General features: G+C 54.9%; 1 pseudogene. It reads left to right on the top strand.

The window, feature by feature from the left end:
- Window positions 1-264, top strand: a pseudogene (hycH, locus tag K0039_RS25525) (formate hydrogenlyase assembly protein HycH); the annotation flags it as partial.
- Between the last annotated feature and the right edge of the window lie 171 nt (window positions 265-435).

Genomic DNA, 435 nt, shown 5'->3' with positions numbered 1-435 from the left:
ACCTGCCCGTGGGATGAATATCTGGCATGGGTTGCCACTCTGGAGGCAGGCAGTGAAGCCCGCCGCAAAATGGAAGGCGTGCCGAAATATGGTGAGATCGTCATCGACATTAACCATGTGCCGATGCTGGCCAACGCATTCGATAAAGCCCGGGCAGCGCAAACTTCGCAGCATCAGGAATGGAGTACAATGCTGTTAAGTATGCTGCATGATATTCATCAGGAAAACGCCATCTATTTGATGGTGAGGAGACTGCGTGACTGACGTTTTACTCTGTGTTGGCAATAGCATGATGGGCGATGATGGCGCAGGTCCGCTGCTGGCGGAAAAGTGCGCCGCCGCGCCGAAAGGTAACTGGGTGGTGATTGACGGCGGTAGCGCACCGGAAAACGACATCGTCGCTATCCGTGAACTGCGCCCGACACGACTGCTGAT

This window comes from Terrisporobacter mayombei, assembly GCF_020748465.1.
In the GTDB taxonomy this organism is placed as follows: Bacteria; Bacillota; Clostridia; order Peptostreptococcales; family Peptostreptococcaceae; genus Terrisporobacter; species Terrisporobacter mayombei.
The sequence above is the reverse complement of the archived record's forward strand: the minus strand, read 5'-3'. Positions and strand labels throughout refer to the sequence as shown.